Here is a 15,160-nt window from a genome sequence, read left to right as displayed (position 1 = left end):
AGCCAGGGCCAGCCATATTCCGCCGAGTCTCATGCCTTGGTCCCCGACGGTTTGGCCTTGGTCTGCGGGCCATAGAGCAGCGTCACGCGCGCGCCATGCTGAATATCTCGCCGCACCACCCGCTGCACATCGGCGGCCGTGACCGCCTGCAATGCGGCCAGGTCGCGGCCGGCTGCGCTGGCATCGCCACGCAGGGTCGCGGCCATTCCCACCAACTCGGCCAAACCTTGCGCGGTCTGCCGTTTGATCAGCCCGGCCGTCAGCAATTGCGTCTTGACCTTGTCCAACTCGCGCTCGCTGATCGGCTCCTCGGCCAAGCGCCCCACTTCGCGCGCCAAGGGCGCAACCAGACCGGCGGCGGTTTGCCCGCCTGCAGCCATCGCATGCGCCACCAGCAAGCCGGCCTCCGCGTTCAACTGAGCCTCAAAACCGGTGCTTTGCGCCAACTGATCGCGGTACACCAAGCCCTCGTTCAAGCGGGCAGAGTCGCCCAAGGCAAGCAGGCCTTGCGCCAATTGCCAGACGGTGGCGTCGGGGCTGTCGGCGCGCGGCCCTTGCCAGATCAACAAGGCGGCCGGCAGCGGAGCTTGTGGCGCCTGCAGCTGATGGGTTTCATCGCGCAGGCGCCTTGGCTCGACCAACCGGTTGCGCGGAATCGGCCGCGTTGGCCGCGGGATGCTGCCGAAGTAATGCTCTACCGCAGCGTCCAGCAGGGCTTGGTCGAAGGCGCCGGCGACGACCAGGACGGCGTTGTCCGGGCGGTAATAGTTGGCGTGGAACTCGCTGAGGTCGGTCAAGGTGGCCGCGTCAAGATCCTCGATATTGCCGATCACCGGCCGCCGGTAGGGGTGTGCTTGGTAGCCATAGCCGGCCACGGCATTGAAAAGCCGGCCATAGGGCTCGCTCAACACGCTTTGGGCGTATTCCTCTTTGACGACGGCGCGCTCGCTGTCGAAGTGGGATTGGGCCACGTTCAGATTGGACATCCGCTCGGCCTCGGCCCACAAAATCGGTTCCAGATGGTTGGCCGGCACGACGCAGTGATAGGCCGTCATGTCTTCGGCGGTGAAGGCATTGTTTTTGCCGCCAACGTCCTCCGTCATGCGGTCGAATTGCTCGTTGGCCATATGGCGCGTGCTTTTGAACATCATGTGCTCAAACAGGTGGGCGAAGCCGCTGCGCCCGGCCGGGTCATCCTTTGCCCCGACCCGATACCAGACCTGTACGCTGACCGAGGCGCCGGCGGCGGGCACCGAGACGAACTCCAGGCCATTGGCCAAAACTTGTCTGCGCATACGCAAGGCCGGTATTTGCGCCTGACCTGCCCATGCCCCCAAACCGTACAGCGCGGCCATGGCGGCGCCGGCCTGAAGCAGGCCTCGGCGGCGACCGGAAAATACGCGCTTCATCACAACTGCGTTCATGACCCCAAGCATATCTGCGCTGCTGACATAGCGTTGGCAGCAGCCTGCTGGCAAGATCATGCAAGATCAGGCCTTCTTCAAGGGATAGATGTCATGAAATTCGCTTACACGATTGTTTACGTCGCCGATGTGGCCGCGTCGCTGGCCTTTTTCGAGGCGGCCTTCGGTTTGAGCACGCGCTTTTTGCATGAATCGGGCAGTTATGGCGAGCTCGAAACCGGCGCCACCGCCTTGGCCTTTGTCGACCACGCGACCGCGCGCGAGAGCGTCGGCCGCGACTATGTCGCCGCCGGTAGCAGCGCCGCGCCCTTGGGGCTGGAAATTGGCCTGGTCTGCGAGGACGTGGCGGCCGCTTTCGAGCGCGCAGTCAAGGCGGGTGCTGTCGGCCTGAATCCTCCAAAAACCAAACCCTGGGGCCAGACGGTCGCCTATGTGCGCTGCCCGGACGGCACGCTGGTGGAGTTGTGCACGGCGATGGGCTGACGCTATGCGCGGCCTCGGGCCCAAGAGCCGCGCGCAACTGGCGGCCCTGGGCGTGCACAGCCTGAACGACTTGCGCGCGCAGGATGCCATCGAGCTCTATGCCCGGCTCAAGCAGCAATGGCCGGGCGCCAGTATGAATCTGCTCTACGCGCTGATCGGCGCTCAAGACGATCTCGATTGGCGCGAGGTGGCGCGCGAGCGCCGTACCGAGTTGTTGTTGCGACTCGACGATCAGGGTTTGGCGCCGAAATAGGCGCTGCAACTCGCGGCCTGTTCGAGCTGTTTCGCGCCGCCCGGCGCCGCCCGGTCGCATCGCTACTGACCCGGCCGAACGGTCTGCCTAAGCTGACGTCCTTTCAACGCCAGCCGTGAGACCGATAGCCATGAGCGAACACAACTGGAGTGCAGAGCCGCACTCTCCCATCAAGGCCAAAGCCGACGCCAGCCTCGCCGCTCGCCTGCCGCTGGCGGCCTGGCTCTTGATCGGCACCCTGCTGATGGTTTTGACCCAGCACCGCTGGAATATCGCCTTGCTGGGCTGGCTCGCGCCGGTGCCCTGGCTGATCGCCGCCGAGCGCCTGCGTGGCTGGCGCGCCGGCCTGCTCTTGCTCGGCTGCGCGACGCTGGCGCTGACGCTGCAAACCCTCAAGATCATCAGCGCACCGATGCCCTACAGCATGGCCGTGGCGATCGGCGTTCCGGTCGGCCTGATCACGGGTTTGATGTGGCTGGCCTGGGCCGCCCTGCAGCGCCGCCTGGGGCCAATCTGGGGCATTTATGTCTATGTGGCGCTGGCCACGTTGATGGACTGGGGCAGCGTCGTCGGCAGCCCGACCGGGGCCTGGGGTGTCAGCGCCAATTCGCAGCTGGAGAACCTGCCGCTGCTGCAACTGGCGTCGCTGGGTGGCCTGAGTTTGATCGGCGCCTTGATGGCTTGGGTCGCCGCCAGCCTGGCCGCTGTACTGACGCAAAGCGGCCGTGGCTTGCGTGCCGCTTGGGCGCATTTGGCCGCAGCGCTGTTGTGCCTGCTGCTGGCCTTGGGCTGGGGCGTTTGGCGGCTTGATCGGCTGGAGATGGGGCCGACCCTGGCCGTGGCCGGCGTGGTGGGCCAGCGTCCGACGAGCGATCAGCCGGCGCCGGCCAGTCGAGCCGAGCGTGCCCGGCTGCGCCAAGAAGACATGTTCGCCCGCAGCGAACTGGCGGCTCAGCGTGGCGCCAAGCTGCTGGTCTGGAGCGAAGGCGCGGTGCAGGTGGAACCCGCCCAGGAAGCGGCGCTGCGCGAACGGGCCGCGGATTTTGCGCGCAGGCATGGTGTCGAGCTGCTGATGGCCTATGTCGTGATCACGCAAACATCGCCGCTGCTGCTTGACAACAAGTTCGAGTGGTTCGGCCCGGATGGCGCCGGCCTGCTGGTCTATCGCAAGCACAAGCCGGCGCCGGGCGAGCCCGTCATGGTCGGCAGCGGCCCGATGCCGGTGCTGCAGCGCCCCTGGGGCAAGGCGGCGGGCGCCATCTGCTATGACTACGATTTCCCGTCGCAGGCGCGTGAGCAGGCCCGCGCCGGAGCCGGCTTGGTGCTGCTGCCCTCGGGGGACTGGCGCGGCATCGACCCCTATCACACGCTGATGGCCAGGCTGCGCGCGATCGAGGGCGGCATGGCCTTGCTGCGGCCGGTCGAGGGCGGCAGCTCGATGCTGTTTGATGCGCTCGGCCGCCAGCGTGCAGCCATCGGCGCGCAAGGCGATAGCGAGGGGATTCTGCTGGCGCAGGCCCCGACACAGCAATTGCCGACCTTCTATACGCGCTGGGGTGATTGGCCCTTGCTGCCGGCTGCAGCGCTACTGCTGCTGAGTCTGGGCGTGGCGCTGCGACGTCGCCGGCGCTAAGCTGCTCCGGCGCGGGTCCGGTGCCGCTTAATATAGCGGCCATGCTGACCTCGCTTGATCTCGCTCTGTTGTACCTCGTCGCCTCGGTGCTGGGCGTGGTGGTTTGCCGTTCACTCAAGCTGCCGCCGATGTTGGGCTATCTGGTGGTTGGCGTCTTGGTCGGGCCGAACGCGCTGGCGCTGGCCGGCGACACCGCCAGCATCCGCTATCTGGCCGAGTTCGGCGTGGTCTTCCTGATGTTCGTGATCGGGCTGGAGTTCAATCTGCCCAAGCTCTACAGCATGAGGAGGCTGGTGTTTGGCCTGGGGCTGTGGCAGGTCGTCATCACCATCGTCGGGGCGGTCGGCCTGCAGGCCTTGCTGACCTGGGTTTTCAGCGTTATGGGCAGCAGTTGGGGTCTGGACTGGAAGGGCGCGTTGGTGCTGGGTGCGGCGATGGCGATGAGCAGCACGGCCATCGTGGCAAAGCTGATGGCCGAGCGCCTGGAGCTGGAGAGCGAGCATGGCCGGCGCGTGATCGGCGTGCTGATCTTTCAGGATCTGGCCGTGGTGCCGCTGCTGGTGATGATCCCGGCCTTGAACAGCGGCGGCACCGAGATGGCCGAATCGCTCGCCTGGGCCACCATCAAGGCGGTGCTGCTGCTGACGATATTGTTGGTCGGCGGGCAAAAAGTGATGCGCTGGTGGTTGACCCGCGTGGCCAGCCACAAGAGCGATGAGTTATTCATGCTCAATCTGCTGCTGGTCACGCTGGGCCTGGCCTGGTTGACCGAGCATATGGGGCTGTCGCTGGCGCTGGGCGCGTTTGTGGCCGGCATGCTGATCGCCGAGACCGAATTCAAGCACCAGGTGGAGACCGATATCCGGCCTTTTCACGATGTCTTGCTGGGCCTGTTTTTCATCACCATAGGCATGAAGCTGGACTGGCACACCCTGGTCGATCAATGGTGGTTGGTTGTGCTGCTGAGTGTGTTGCCGGTGCTGGTCAAGTTCGGCCTGATCGCCGGCCTGTCCTGGCTTTTCAAGGCCCCCACCGGCGTGGCGCTGCGCACCGGCCTCTACCTGGCGCAGGCGGGCGAATTCGGCTTTGTGATCCTGACGCTGGGCGCCCAGCATCAACTGGTGGCGCCGCAATATGTCAGCCCAGTCTTGGCCGGCATGGTGCTATCGATGTTGGCCTCGCCCTTCTTGATCATGTACAGCAACCGCATCGTGATGAAGCTGTCCAGCAGTGACTGGATGATGCAGTCCTTGCAGCTGACCACTATTGCCAAAAAAGCCTTCAAGGCCGAGAGCCATGTGATCATCTGCGGCTACGGCCGCAGCGGCCAGAATCTGGCGCGCTTGCTGGAGGGGGAGAACATCCCCTATATGGCGCTGGACCTCGACCCCGACCGCGTCCGCCAAGCGGCGGCGGCCGGCCAGAGCGTTGTGTTCGGCGACGCGGCGCGCCTGCAAAGCCTGATGGCGGCGGGCCTTGCGCGTGCCAGCGCGGTGGTGATCAGCTACCCCGACACGCCCTCGGCATTGAAGATCTTGCATCTGGTGCAGCAACATGCGCCGCAGGTGCCGGTGATCGTGCGCACGATCGACGACCGTGACCTGGAGCGCCTGCGCGCGGCGGGCGCTACCGAGGTCGTGCCCGAGGCGATCGAAGGTTCACTGATGTTGGCCAGCCATGCGCTGGCGCTGGTCGGCGTGCCGATGCGGCGCGTCATCCGACTCACGCGTGACGCACGGGATGCCCGTTATGGATTGCTGCGCGGCTACTTCCACGGTGCCGACGATGACACCGCCGAGGAGCGCCATCATGCGCGTCTGCGCACCGTCACGCTGCCGGCGAGCAGCGCCTATGTGCATCAGGCGCTGGGCTTGCTGGCTTTGCACGCGGGCGATGTGTCGGTGGTGTCGGTGCGGCGCGCCAATGGGGCGGTGGTGGCGGCGGATGACAAGTTATTGCTGAATGCTGGTGACACCTTGGTGCTGTCGGGTGTGCCCGAGGCGCTGGCGCTGGCGGAGGAGAAGTTGCTGAGGGGTTGACCTTCGGCGCGACCGTTGCCCCAGCCCAGCCGTGCGATCGGGTCAAGATCCCTCAAGCAAGCCAGTGACGGCGGCGGTTGGCGCCGCGCGTGATGATGAGGCGCCGGCCCTCAGATCGGCGCACACAAGCCGAGCCCCGCCCGGATCAAGTCGGCACATCGGCCTCTGCTTCCGGCCACAAGGCCGGAAAATAGAAGCGCAGCGCATGCAGTGGCAAGCCAAAGCGGACCTTGCCCTGGACCGTGTCGCTGCGCAGCAAGCCGCGCCGAACCAATGCAGTCAAGAGGCTGACGGCCGTTCGCTCGCCAAGACCTGTCATCCGTTTGAACTCACCGCGCTCGATCTCCGCACCGCTCAAGAACAAGTAGTGAAGCGGACGAAGCGCCTCGACTCTGACGCCGCTTCTCAAGGTTTCTTGCTCGAAACTCAGGCAAGCAGCTATCCGCCGCTCGATCGTGCCCAGGCTGAGCATCCCTTTCATAAAGCCCACCTGATCCAGGCAAACGTCCAGCACGTAGTCGATCCAGTCGACCAGTGCCGCCTCACTGAGGTTCCCTCGTCCATCCAGATCACCACGGCGCGACTCGTCCGCCGCAGCCAGCAAGGCGTAATAGCGCTCAACCGATCTCGCAAAACCGCGTAATGGCGACCAAAGGCCTCCCGTGTACCCCAAGGCACTCAACAGCGTGTGCGTGTGCAGGCGCATGACCCGCCCATTGCCGTCAACGAAGGGGTGAATCCATCCGAGCCGCTGATGAGCCGCAGCCATCGCGAGCAAGGCTGCCTCCCCACGCCGCACCCCGCCGTAGACCTGAGCCCAGCGCGTGAGGAAGGCATCGAGACTTTTCACGGTCGGGGCAATATGCCGGCCAACGCTTACTTCTCTCGTCCTGAATTGCCCGGGTTCGATTGCGGCGCCTTCACCGGTCGCCAAGTCACCTGGCGGCAGCCGAGAAAACAGCACGCTGTGAATCTCGGCAACGGCTGCGGGGGCATACAGGGCAGCAGCCCCGGCATCCCCGATATAGCGCGCCTCAAGCTCTGCTTCTGCATCGATATGCGCGATAGCCAGGCGCTGGCGCGCCGCCAACTTCGCGTCGCGAGAGAAGTCCTGGCGAAGTGCCTGCTCCAGCTCGTAGGGCCGCGTATGCTGGCCCTCAATGCGATTCGAATAGTACGAGTTCATGGCCCGCAACAAGCCACGAAGGTCTGCGGCAACAGCTTGACTCGAAAGCGCCGTAGCAGCCCGCGCAAGATCATGCGCCTTGGCCAGCAATGGTTCTTGGCGCGCCGCCGAGGGCAAGAGCGGCTCGAACTGGTGAGGTGCGTCATATAGCGCGGACATTTATGCGTACTCCGTAATTCACCTAAACCATTGTTGCATATATATATTTAGACAAATTACGAGAAAATTTGCGAACTATTGCGCGCACAAAACACGGCCACGGCACCCGCTATTGATGGCGCCTGAGGGTCAGGTCTCCGAAATTCCATCTCGCCGGCTTTGCGTGGGGCGAGCAACTGCAGCTTGGGCGGAATTTCTGGGCCAAGCTGCAGTGGATGAGAGAGAACAAGTCGCCAACAATACAAAGCAGCACTGATCGGAACAGTTCAGGGACTGACCCAATCCTCGCTACTCATCATGCCCTGATGGTGGCTCAGGAAAAGCTGGCCATCGAACCAACGCGTCCAGTCGCTGGCCTTGAGCAGGTCCAGCACCGGGCCCTTGACCTCGGAGAGGTCCAAGCGCACACCCTGGCGCTTGAGGTTGGCGTGAAGCTCGCGCAAGGCCTCCAGGCCGCTGAAGTCGATGCTGTTAACCGGCGACATCATGATCACGACGCGGCGCACATCGGGGAACTTGCTCAGATGGCCTTGCACCACATCGGCCAGGCTGCGCGCATTCGTGAACAAAAGACTCTCGTCGATGCGCAAGCCCATCACATCGGATTGGCATTCGACCGCATAACGCTCGACATTGCGGTAATGCTCGGTGCCCGGAACCCGGCCCAACAAGGCCACATGGGGCCGCGCCGTGCGCTTGAGCAGCAGGGCAATCGAGCCCAGCACGCCCAGCCCCAGGCCGGCCGCCACACTCCAGCACAACACGATCAGCGTGACCGCAAACATCAGCAAGGCCTCGCTGCGCGCATAGCCCCAAGCTTCCACATAGGGCTGCCACTTCAGCCCCGACAGCACCGCCACCATGATGGTGGCTGCCAACACCGACTTGGGCAGCCAGGCCAGCGGCTCGGCCAGCAACAACAAGGCCAAGGCCATCAGGCCGGCGATGTAGACGCCGGTCATGCGGGTGCGGCCGCCGGCCTCATGCGTGAGCACGCTGCGCGAAAAGCTGCCCGCCACCGGCATGCCGCCGCTGAAGGCCGCCACCAGATTGGCGCCGGCCAGGCCCCGCAACTCGGCCGCCGGGCTGATTCGTGCATCGCCCAGGCCGACGCGGCGCCGCCCCAGCGACTCGGCCACCACCAAGCTGGAGACATAGGCCATCAAGGCCAGGAGCAAGGCGTGCGGCAGCAGCGCTGCCCATAGCGCAGCGTCCAGCGGCGGAGCGCCCAAGGGCAAGGCCAGCGCGGGCAGCGCGCCCAGCAAGGCCACGCCTTGGGTTTGCAGCTGGCCCCACCGCGCCAGCGCCATCGCGGCCAGGAGCAGTAGCAGCGGCGCCAAACGTGCGGACATGGGCCCGAGCCAACGGCGCCCGGCCAAGAGCAGCGCGACGCTCAAACCGCCCAACAAGGCGGTCGGGCCATGCCAGGGTCGCGCACCTTGCAAGAGGCTGCCCATCACGGTCGGCAGATCGAAGCCCTTGGCCGAACTGCCGAGCAGAACCGGTAATTGGCTCAGTGCAATCGCCAAGGTTGCGCCGGTTTCAAAGCCATGCAGCACCGGCACCGACAGCAGCGAAGCCAGCGCATCCAGGCGCAGCAAGGCGGCCAAGGCCAGGATCAAGCCGAGTTCGGCCGCCAGCACCAGCGCGCCCTCGCCGGGGCTAACGCCGGCCGGCAATGCCCCGAGCGCCTGCGCGATCATCAGCGCCAGCACGGCCACCGGCCCGATGCCCAATACCGGACTGGAGCCCAAAGCGGCATAGGCCAGCAAGGGCAACAGGCTGGCATAGAGCCCGATCTGCGGCGGCAGGCCGGCCAACATCGCATAGGCCAAGCATTGCGGGATCAGCAATACCGCAACGACCAGGGCCGCCAGCAAGTCGGCCGTTGCCAGATCACGACCATAGGCGAACGGCAGCTTCATCTTGAGGCTGTGCTCAGGCCGCTGGCCCCAAGACCTGCAAGAGGCTGACCCGCTCGGACGAGCAGGCGGCATCGAAATCGGCCTCGATCTGCATCAATGCATCGCTGTCGCGAGCATCCACGGTGGCGATGCCCATCGCGCGGTTGCGGCCGCGCGACTTGGCGGTGTAGAGCGCCATATCGGCCCAGTTGACCGCCTGCTCCCATTGCAGTTCGAGCTTGGACGGCGGCAAGGGGAAATGGGCAAAACCGATGGACACCGTCACCCGCAGCGGGCCGCCTTCGGTCTTGATCGGCTCGGCGCCGACGCCTTGCAGGATGCGCTCGGCCAACTGAGCCAGATGATCCAGGCTGACGTCCGGGGCGAAGACCAAAAACTCCTCGCCGCCCCAGCGCACCACCAGATCTTCGGCGCGTACCGCGTGGCTGAGCCGGCGAGCGACCTCGCAAATCACCACATCTCCGACGCCATGGCCATGCTGGTCATTGACATGTTTGAAATGGTCGATGTCTATCATCAACAGGGCGCCATTGAACCTGGCTTCGGCTTGCTGCTCCATCACACCGAGGAAATGCCGGCGGTTGGCCAGATCGGTCAAGGGGTCGCGTTCGCTCTGCGCCCGCAGCAAGGCCTCGTTGGCTTTCAAGCGCCGATTGGCCTCGCGCACGCGCTTGACCATGATCACCGCCAAGCCCATCGACAGCAAAAGCAAGGCCGCCACCGCGAAGCCGACTTGCTGTGCCAGTTGCCGATTGGCGAGCTGCTTGTCCACCAAGGACTTGTCACGAATCAACAACTCCAGATCTGCTTGTTTGCGGTCGCTGTCGTATTTGACCTTCAGCTCGCGCAGGGAAGCCTCGCGATTCAAGGCCGTCAGCTCCGCATTCAGGCGGCGTTCGGTGTGGAAATTGGCCAAGGCCTCTTTGGGTTGACCGACTGCGGCCCAGGCTTCGCCTTGTTCACGCAGTTCCTCGATAAAAACAGCATGGTCGCTCCATGCCTTGCGCATTTCGGCCAGTTGGGTCAGTTCACGGCGGGCGCGCTCGAATTGATGCAACTGGATCAGGGCCAAAATCAAATTGTGGCGAGCGTTGCGCTCCAGGCGTTGGTCGCCAAAGGAGCGCAGCAAGGGCAAGGCTTGCATGGCCGCCGCCATGGCCTTGGCCGGCTGCTTTTGTTGCAGGTAGACATCGGCCAGCCCTACCTGCATATGGGCAATCAAGTGAGGCGCATCGGCCTTGGTGGCGAAGGCCAGGCCTTCTTCCAGCGCTCGGCCTTGCTCCTCATAACGCCCTGTCCGAGAGGCCAGCGCGGCCTCGTAGGTTTTCATCTGCGCCATCGCCAGAACATCGCCCTTGGCGACTTGCGTGCCCTGCGCCAACCAGCGTTGCATGTCTTCTGTTTGACCGTGCAAATGACTGAGCAGGGCCAAGCTGCCCATGCTCAGCGCCCGCAAATAGTTGTCATGGCCCGCCTCGGCCAAGGCAAGGCCGTGGCGGGCAGAGGACTCGGCCAGACTGAGCAAACCCTCGTTCATTTGTTTGCGCGCCAGCACGCGCAAGGCGGCCCAGACGCTGCGGAAGTCGCAGCCCTGCGCTATCGCTTGGGCCAATTGCTCGCGTGGGCAGACTGACGCCAAACCGGCGATGGCCTTTTCGGCATATTCGGCGGCTTGCAGGCTGCGGCCCTCAAGGTCGGCCTGTTCTGCGCGCAAGAGGTTGAAGCTTGTCTGCTGCTGCGGATCGAGCGCCATACCGGTGGTGATGGCATTGACCGCTGCGCTGTTACCCGCCACCACTTGAATGCGGCCCTCGGCCAGCAGCAGTTGCTGGGTTCGTTCGGCATGGGCCGGATCAAGCCGCAACTGCGCCAGGATTTGCAGCGCCAACGAGGGTTTGTCGTAAGCAATCCGTTGCAGACGGGCGAGTTGGGCGTCCAAAACCGGATCAAACTGCGCATGGCCGCCAGCATCCGCTGCACTCGCACCGGCGCTCAAGAGCCAAAGGCCCAGGCCAAACCAGATCAGATGTTTACCGCTCATGAGCTTGCTGACGCCTGTTCGGGGCCATGCAAGGCCAGCAGCTTGATGCTTCCCTCATGCCAGGCCGCCTCCATGCGCGCGGCCAAGAGCAGCAGACTTGCTTCGTCATCGGCGGCAATTGCCTGGATGCCATAAGCCTTGTTGCGCCCATGGGCCTTGGCCATATACATCACGGTGTCGACCAGATCGATCGCGCGCTCCCAGCTCAATGCCAGGCTTTGGGGTGCTACGGGGAAGCTGGCAAAACCGATCGACGCTGTGATGGGAATGCTTTGCTGCCCGTGGCTGACGGCTTCGCAGCCGATGCTGTCGAGCAGCCGTTGCGCCAAGACACCGGCATAGTCTGCGTCACGCGTGTCCACCACGATCAAAAATTCCTCACCGCCCCAGCGCACCACTAGGTCTTCATCCCTGAGGGTGCTGCGCAGGCGTTTGGCAATTTCGACCAAGACGCTGTCTCCGGCCGCATGGCCGTAGGAGTCATTGATGCGCTTGAAATGGTCGATATCGATCAGGAATACCGTGCCGCTGAGCTTGCCCTGGTCGGCCAGCCGTTTGATGGCGGCCTGGAAATGGCGCCGGTTCGACAGCCCGGTCAAGGGATCTCGCTCACCTTGAACGCGCAGCGCAGCATTGCTTCTGGCCAAGGCCCGGTTGGAGTTGCGAATGCGTTGATAGGCCAAGCCGAGCAGCACGCCCGATAGCAAGACGCAGCCACCCAGGGCCGCCCACAGCTTGAGTCGCAGGTCGCGCTCCCGCAACTGCTCGGCCTTCAGGCTCATATCGCGGTTGAGCAGTTCAATGTCTTTGGCGCGACGCTCGTCGTCGTAGGCGGCCTGTGACTCCAGCACCGCCTTGCGGGTGTCATCGCGCAGCACCACATCGATCAGCTTGCGATGCTGGTGATAGGCATGGACCGCCGCCTCCAAATCACCCGCGCGCTCCAGATAGCTACCCAGTTCTTGCCAAGTGCCGGCGGCTGAACTATTGGCGCCGCGCTTTTCGTCGAAGGCAATCGAAGCCAGCACATCGCGCTTGCCCTCGGCCACGCGTTTGAGACCGATCTTGGCGAGGCCGCTATTGGCGCGAGCCAGCGACTCGGTGGACATGTCCTTGGCCGACTGCGCCAAGGGCAGAGCCTCCTCGGACAAGCTCAATGCCGTCGCGTAATCGCCTTGTTTGAGGCTCAGATCCGCCAGGTTGGCCAGGGCCAAGGCCAGCAGATCCTCGGCCCCGCTGGTTCGAGCACTTTCCACGGCCGCCAGTTTGGCCTTCCTCGCCAGCTTTTGTTTGCCCTGCTCGGCGTAGATGATGCCTTGCATGGTCTGAATCGAGTACATCATCGACGGGTCGGGGTCGCGCTCGGCCTCATGCAAGGCGTCGACGATGGTCTGCTCCGCTCTGTCGACCTGCTGGGCCTGCACGTAGAGGTCGGCCAACGTCGCCAGAAGATCGGCCCGGCGCCAAGACTTCTGGGCTTTCTCGGCCAGCTTGAGGGCGATATTGATGTGACTCAACGCACCGTCCAGATCGCCGGACTCGGCCATCAAGCCACTCATCAGCGCATGCCCGCGCAACAACATGGTGATGTTGGTGTTGGCCTCGGTATAGGCCGCAAAACCGGTCATTTCCTTCTTGGCCGGCGCCAGTTGACCCTTGGCCAAGAAGCGTCTGGCCAGCAGCAACTGGTGGGCCAATTTTGCGTTGTTCTTGCCGGCCCCCTCGGGCCAGTCGCCCAAGACTTTGAGCGAGCTCTCGAACACGTCCTCTTGGTTCGACCTCAGGCTCATCCCGCCACGCAGCAAGAGCAGTTCCATCAGCTCCGGGCTGCCCGGATTGAGCTTGGGCTGCAGGATCCGCAGCTCCTCCTCGTGCTTGGCCTGTTGAATTCCGCTGTTGCGCGCAATCCGCTCCAGCATCGCCATTACCGTCTCATCTGCGGCCACCTGCGAGGTCTTGGCGGGCGGTTTCGTTTCAGGTTGGCAGGCACTCAAGCCCGCGATGCTCAGCAGCAAGACCGATAAATAGCCGGCCAAACGCATACCCACGGGTGACCGTGCCGCCTTGATGCTTGCGGAAATAACTCTGCTCATTGGGTTTGCTATCGACATCCTTGCGTCTGACTTGATTCCCTGCATGGCATGTCATCTGCTGCATTTGCACCTGATTTGGCAAGCACCGCGACATATTCACGCCGAACCGCCGACAGTGTAGTGATGCCTGCGCCTTCATCGGCGTCATTTGGACATCTTCCGCATAGGCATTAGCCCTCACTTTGGTCTTCTGCAAGATGACCCAGCACGGCCTCGGCCACCGCCGGGTCGGCAAGGATGCGCCGATGGCCCAGTCCTTGTGTCAACATCAGCCTGCCACGGGGAAGCGCCTGCTGAAGCGCCTGGGCATGGATCAGCGGAGCCGCCTTGTCTTGTTCGTCATGGATCAGCAGCAATGGCAGCTTGAGTCGCGTGGCCAGCCAAGCCGGCTCAAAGGCGTCCAACTGGATGCCGGCCAAATGTTCCAGCCGAGCCTGCAAAGCCGTCAGTCCGGCGCGACCCAGTCCGAAACAGGCCACAAACCATGAAAGCACCTGGCGCGGTGGCGCCGAGCAAGCGATCAAAACCAGCTTGCTTGCAGGCAGGCCCGTGGCCACCGCGTGGCTGGCCGCGACCGCGCCGAGCGAGTGCGCGACGACCGCATGCAAAGGGCCGTAACGCTGCGCCGCTGCGTGCAGCGCCTGCACAAACTGCGGCATATGGGTTTGCCAGCCCTGGCTATGACCATGGGCCGGCAGGTCAAGAGCCAAGGGCTCGTAACCCTGGCTCCACAGGCGCTCGGCCAGCGGCCGCATCTGCTTGGCGCTGCCGGCCCACCCATGCACCAGCAGCACCCTGGGTCGCGTGGGCTCGCCTTCGGCCTCGCTAAGCCGCCAGGTGCACAGGCGCAGACCCATCAGCTCCCAATGTTCGGCCCGCCAAGGGCCGTCGGTTGCCGCCGACGGGCTGCGTCGTTTCGTCGGCATCGGTGTACTGAAAAGTGCGAAGGCAAGGCGGCCGGCGAGCGTCGGCGCTAGCCACTGAGCGAAGCCCATCAGGCCGCGCAGCAGCGGCAGGCTGATGGAGCCTGCGAAGAACATCGTGGCCGGATTGAGGCTGGAGGAGGTGGAGGACTTCATGGTTTGTTGACTCATTCCAGAAAAACGAAATCGCGGTTGTCGGACGGAATGGCGTGCCACAGGCGCAGGCCTTGATTGAGTAGGCAGCCGGCGCAGCCCGCCGCGAGAAGCAAAAGTAACAACATCAAGTTCTCCTGTTGAGTGGGTAGAAAACATATTTAGCACGGTCGTGCGAAATTGGGGCAAAACATCATGCGGATGACAAGGCCTAGAGGCTCAAATCAGATAGGGTGCGAGCAGATTCCGATAGGCGCGCCAGCCGCGTGTTTCGGCCTCTGGATTGCGAATGAAGCGGGCCTCGAGCACCAGCGCGGTGAACAGGCCGTTGATCTCGAAGGCGAGCTGGGCGATATCGACATCGGCGCGCAATTGGCCGGCGTCCAGCGCCTGTATCAGCGTGCGCTTGAGGGCGCCGCGCCAGCGCTGCAGGCCGTCGAGAAGCAAGTCGCGCAGCGGGCCGTCGCGATCGTCGAACTCGAAGGCGCCGGCGGTGTAGAGGCAGCTACCGCGCGAACCCGGCCGCGTCGCACGTGCAGTCCAAGCCTTCACCATCGCGTCCAAGCGCGCCAGCCCGCGCGGCTCCAGCAGCGCCGGCGCGATGATGTCCGCTTGAAAGCGCCGATCGAACTCGGCCAGCACCGCCCGTTGCAAGGCTTCGCGTGAGCCGACCCGTGAAAACACGCCACTCTTGGACAGGTTCAGTCGTTTGGCGACCTCGCCAATGCTGAGGCTTTCCAGCCCTTCCAGCGCGGCCATCTCCAGCGCCACCTCGACGATGGCGGCCTGCGTCAACTCGCTGCGTTCGGTTTTTGCTTGCATGGCTGCAATTTAGCACGATCGTGCGA

General features: G+C 64.0%; 11 protein-coding genes. 4 read left to right on the top strand and 7 right to left on the bottom strand.

Features of this window, described 5'->3' with window-relative positions; translation table 11 throughout:
- Positions 1–29: 29 nt before the first annotated feature.
- Positions 30–1,409: a M16 family metallopeptidase gene (locus tag LNV07_RS21420; RefSeq protein WP_263573232.1), complete on the bottom strand. Its 1,380-nt coding sequence runs from the start codon at positions 1,407–1,409 to the stop codon at positions 30–32.
- Positions 1,410–1,517: 108 nt separating this feature from the next.
- Here LNV07_RS21420 and LNV07_RS21415 point away from each other — a divergent pair, with 108 nt between their 5' ends.
- From LNV07_RS21415 to LNV07_RS21400, 4 genes are all read left to right on the top strand, one after another.
- The gene (locus tag LNV07_RS21415) at positions 1,518–1,907 is read left to right on the top strand and encodes a VOC family protein (protein ID WP_263573231.1); all 390 of its coding nucleotides are present in this window, start codon (positions 1,518–1,520) and stop codon (positions 1,905–1,907) included.
- Between the two features lie 4 nt (positions 1,908–1,911).
- Complete coding sequence (locus tag LNV07_RS21410; protein WP_263573230.1) at positions 1,912–2,160, top strand: TfoX/Sxy family protein; 249 nt, start codon at positions 1,912–1,914, stop codon at positions 2,158–2,160.
- A gap of 130 nt (positions 2,161–2,290) precedes the next feature.
- Positions 2,291–3,793 carry a nitrilase-related carbon-nitrogen hydrolase gene (locus LNV07_RS21405; protein ID WP_263573229.1) on the top strand — a complete coding sequence of 501 codons (1,503 nt, stop codon included), beginning with the start codon at positions 2,291–2,293 and terminating at the stop codon, positions 3,791–3,793.
- 41 nt (positions 3,794–3,834) lie between these two features.
- Positions 3,835–5,832, top strand: a complete 1,998-nt coding sequence (locus tag LNV07_RS21400) for a cation:proton antiporter domain-containing protein (protein WP_263573228.1) — start codon at positions 3,835–3,837, stop codon at positions 5,830–5,832.
- 145 nt (positions 5,833–5,977) lie between these two features.
- Here LNV07_RS21400 and LNV07_RS21395 read toward each other — a convergent pair whose 3' ends face one another.
- The 6 genes from LNV07_RS21395 to LNV07_RS21370 all read right to left on the bottom strand — a co-directional run bounded on the left by LNV07_RS21395 (position 5,978) and on the right by LNV07_RS21370 (position 15,134).
- A complete protein-coding gene (locus LNV07_RS21395) occupies positions 5,978–7,177 on the bottom strand; it encodes a Fic family protein (protein WP_263573227.1) in 1,200 nt (399 codons plus the stop codon).
- Positions 7,178–7,443: 266 nt separating this feature from the next.
- Positions 7,444–9,102: a SulP family inorganic anion transporter gene (locus tag LNV07_RS21390; RefSeq protein ID WP_263573226.1), complete on the bottom strand. Its 1,659-nt coding sequence runs from the start codon at positions 9,100–9,102 to the stop codon at positions 7,444–7,446.
- A gap of 13 nt (positions 9,103–9,115) precedes the next feature.
- Positions 9,116–11,143 (bottom strand): GGDEF domain-containing protein, encoded by a 2,028-nt coding sequence (locus LNV07_RS21385; RefSeq protein WP_263573225.1) that lies wholly within the window; start codon positions 11,141–11,143, stop codon positions 9,116–9,118.
- Positions 11,140–13,236, bottom strand: a complete 2,097-nt coding sequence (locus tag LNV07_RS21380; protein WP_263573224.1) for a GGDEF domain-containing protein — start codon at positions 13,234–13,236, stop codon at positions 11,140–11,142. The genes LNV07_RS21385 and LNV07_RS21380 overlap by 4 nt, the downstream gene beginning before the upstream one ends.
- 170 nt (positions 13,237–13,406) lie before the next feature.
- Positions 13,407–14,315, bottom strand: coding sequence for an alpha/beta hydrolase (locus LNV07_RS21375; protein WP_263573223.1), 909 nt, complete (start codon positions 14,313–14,315; stop codon positions 13,407–13,409).
- A 216-nt stretch (positions 14,316–14,531) separates the two neighbouring features.
- Positions 14,532–15,134, bottom strand: a complete 603-nt coding sequence (locus LNV07_RS21370; protein ID WP_263573222.1) for a TetR/AcrR family transcriptional regulator — start codon at positions 15,132–15,134, stop codon at positions 14,532–14,534.
- Positions 15,135–15,160: the final 26 nt, after the last annotated feature.

Origin of the sequence: Roseateles oligotrophus, assembly GCF_025717515.1 — a bacterium.
GTDB classification, from domain to species: domain Bacteria; phylum Pseudomonadota; class Gammaproteobacteria; order Burkholderiales; family Burkholderiaceae_C; genus Paucibacter_A; species Paucibacter_A oligotrophus.
Note: the sequence above shows the minus strand (reverse complement) of the source record. Positions and strands in the feature narration are given on the sequence as shown.

Bases quoted from the DNA above. Each gene is read 5' to 3' on its own strand.
- LNV07_RS21375 (WP_263573223.1), bottom strand. From the start codon at position 14,315: ATGAAGTCCTCCACCTCCTCCAGCCTCAATCCGGCCACGATGTTCTTC.
- LNV07_RS21380 (WP_263573224.1), bottom strand. From the start codon at position 13,236: ATGAGCAGAGTTATTTCCGCAAGCATCAAGGCGGCACGGTCACCCGTG.
- LNV07_RS21385 (WP_263573225.1), bottom strand. From the start codon at position 11,143: ATGAGCGGTAAACATCTGATCTGGTTTGGCCTGGGCCTTTGGCTCTTG.
- LNV07_RS21400 (WP_263573228.1), top strand. From the start codon at position 3,835: ATGCTGACCTCGCTTGATCTCGCTCTGTTGTACCTCGTCGCCTCGGTG.
- LNV07_RS21370 (WP_263573222.1), bottom strand. From the start codon at position 15,134: ATGCAAGCAAAAACCGAACGCAGCGAGTTGACGCAGGCCGCCATCGTC.
- LNV07_RS21415 (WP_263573231.1), top strand. From the start codon at position 1,518: ATGAAATTCGCTTACACGATTGTTTACGTCGCCGATGTGGCCGCGTCG.
- LNV07_RS21410 (WP_263573230.1), top strand. From the start codon at position 1,912: ATGCGCGGCCTCGGGCCCAAGAGCCGCGCGCAACTGGCGGCCCTGGGC.
- LNV07_RS21405 (WP_263573229.1), top strand. From the start codon at position 2,291: ATGAGCGAACACAACTGGAGTGCAGAGCCGCACTCTCCCATCAAGGCC.
- LNV07_RS21420 (WP_263573232.1), bottom strand. From the start codon at position 1,409: ATGAAGCGCGTATTTTCCGGTCGCCGCCGAGGCCTGCTTCAGGCCGGC.
- LNV07_RS21390 (WP_263573226.1), bottom strand. From the start codon at position 9,102: ATGAAGCTGCCGTTCGCCTATGGTCGTGATCTGGCAACGGCCGACTTG.
- LNV07_RS21395 (WP_263573227.1), bottom strand. From the start codon at position 7,177: ATGTCCGCGCTATATGACGCACCTCACCAGTTCGAGCCGCTCTTGCCC.